The following is a 2,352-nucleotide window of genomic DNA, read 5'->3' as shown; positions in this document are numbered from 1 at the left end:
CCAGTGCCGCCAAACGCTCCGTTGCCCGCTTGGCCAGCGCGTCCACGATCTCGATCGAGAAGACCCGGCTGACCAGCGGCGACAGGACGGCAGCCTGATAGCCGGAGCCGGTCCCGACCTCGAGAACAACATCATCCTTGTCTGGCCTCACAAGGTCGGTCATGAGGGCGACGATATAGGGCTGTGAGATCGTCTGGCCGTAGCCGATCGGCAGGGGCCGGTTGTCATAGGCCGCGGCTCGGGCCTCTGCCGGCACGAACTCGTGCCGTGGCACCTGCCGCATCGCAGCCAGGACGGATGGGGCGAGGCTGCCGGTACCCGGAGCAGCGGCGAGACGGGTGGCGAGCCCCTCGATCGTATCGACCATCTTCTGCCGCGCTGTCCCATGATCCGGCTCCGCGGCTGCGGCGGTCAACAGCGGCAGAGCTGTGGCGAGCAGGACCAGCATGCGAGCCATGATCTGGGCCTCGACTGGTATCTAAAACCAACCGCTTCGCTCTTGCCGATGTTCCGGAAGCGCTTGCTTCTTACCGGCTCTACTTGGGTTTGCTACTGGCCAATTCCCGATTGGGATAGGCCATAGAGATCCAGGGCGCTCTGTTGCACGAATAGGCGATTTGGTGGCCAAGTCCAGGTGTGGGGGCAAGGCATGGGCATTCTTCCGGAATTCATGTCGACCGATAATCGTAATCTTCTCATATTCAGCTACGTAAGCACACGTTCCGGCCCGGGAGATCGGCGGGGGCAGGCTCAGCCCCATCGAGGATGCGCCAGGCAGCTATGTCCGGATGAAAAGCTGAGCACAGGACCACAGGCGTCGCACTGATGCTGTCAGCGTCGGTCAGCCTGCCGTCGGCGCTTCGGTTGCCATGATCCTCTTTCAAGCGCTCGACTCGCATGCCCCTCGGGTGCCGTCCAAGAGCCGCAAGTGTGCGATGCCATAGGGCCGAACGCCCGTGAACAAGCGAACCCACGACCAGAGCAGATCGTAGGGCCAGCCCAGCCGCTCCATCACCGGGTAGGTGTCGATCACATGCCAGCGCGGTTCGCCAAGCGAAAGCTCCTCCGGGCACGCCAGACCCCATCTGAACTCAGCCCCGAGCCGGCGCAGCGACAGATTCAGCCATGCCTGGCCGACCATCTGGGAACAGTAGTAGTCGTAGGCAAACTCGGCTGGGCCACCCCCGTGCACCTCTGCCAGGACTTGCGCCAGCTGAAAAACCTGCGCACGCTCGAGATACATCAAGAGACCTTCGGCGACCACGAAGGTCGGGCCACGCAGATCGCCAAGATTGGAGATCCAGCCTGCCTCGGTGACTGAGGCGCTCACCAAGCACCTGCGCGGGTGGGGCGGGAACAGGATGCGTCGCAACTCCACCACCTCGGGGAGATCGACATCCACCCAGCGGAGCCGGCCGTTATCAAGCCGCTCAAACTGGGTCGACAGGCCAGACCCGAGGCTGAGCACTTGAGCGTCGGGGTGATGCTTGAGGAAGTCACGCAGGAGCCGATCCAAGACCAGGCTACGCTCGACCAAGCCCCGCAGCATCTCTCGGTCGGCTTCGAATGGAGTGAGGTCGTAAGCGAGGCGCACGACGATCGCTTCGGCCGCTGGATCAGCAAAGCCCCGGTGAGGGAGAAGGCGACGGGCGAGCGCGCGTGCCGCAAGGGGAAGGAGCAAGGTCTGCTCGACGCAGCCCAGACCCGCAATCGAGTGTCCGGTGTTCGGTTGGACAGTCAATCCCGCGCTCGCTCTCTTCGTGGAGGTGAAGCATCGTCAACTTAACGGGTTTCGCCTGCGTTTTGTGAATTTTTCGCCCAGAGTGGATGACGGACTTCCAATGGCTTCGCGCTGAGCGCGATGACTGCAGACAGCCCTTATTTGTTTAAGTTGACAATGCCCCTCGCGTGTCCTGCGGGAGAGAGGACCGCCACTCACCAAGGGCCGCTCCGCCGGAAGCAGCCTCCTTTGAGCCGGAGGACGGAGGCACGGGCAAGGGATTTGGGCGAGAGGCGAACACCTCTCCCCGCCCTGTGGCGGCCACCGCGATCTGTGAGAAAATCGGCAATGCTGCGCGCTGGTGACATGCCACCTGCCTCGGCGGGGATGTCACATTAACTGAGCATAGCCATTGAGTGGCTCGATGAGGTCACCTATTGCAAAGCCCAAGGCATTGATTTCTCACGCCGCGAGATTTTTCCTTGACGAGTATAGGGCAGTATTTCCCGTTAACGTGATGTCGTGGATGGCGCCCTCCACCAGCGTCAGACGTGCCAGAATAGGCATGTCCAAGAACCGGAGAGGAGCCACTCATCATGCCAGAGATTGCCACCATCGGCCTTGATATCGCA

At 62.0% G+C, this 2,352-nt stretch carries 2 protein-coding genes; both read right to left on the bottom strand.

Translation table 11 applies throughout. The annotated features are described in order from the left end of the window. On the bottom strand, positions 1-457 hold a 457-nt coding region (locus tag ACS5Q1_RS47595), incomplete at its 3' end, for a protein-L-isoaspartate O-methyltransferase family protein (RefSeq protein ID WP_473104738.1). Positions 458-880: 423 nt separating this feature from the next. Beyond that, entirely contained in the window at positions 881-1,741 is an 861-nt protein-coding gene (locus ACS5Q1_RS47590; RefSeq protein ID WP_473104737.1) for a class I SAM-dependent methyltransferase, read from the bottom strand. Positions 1,742-2,352: the final 611 nt, after the last annotated feature.

The organism is Microvirga sp. GN3 (genome assembly GCF_055792825.1).
Note: the sequence above shows the minus strand (reverse complement) of the source record. Positions and strands in the feature narration are given on the sequence as shown.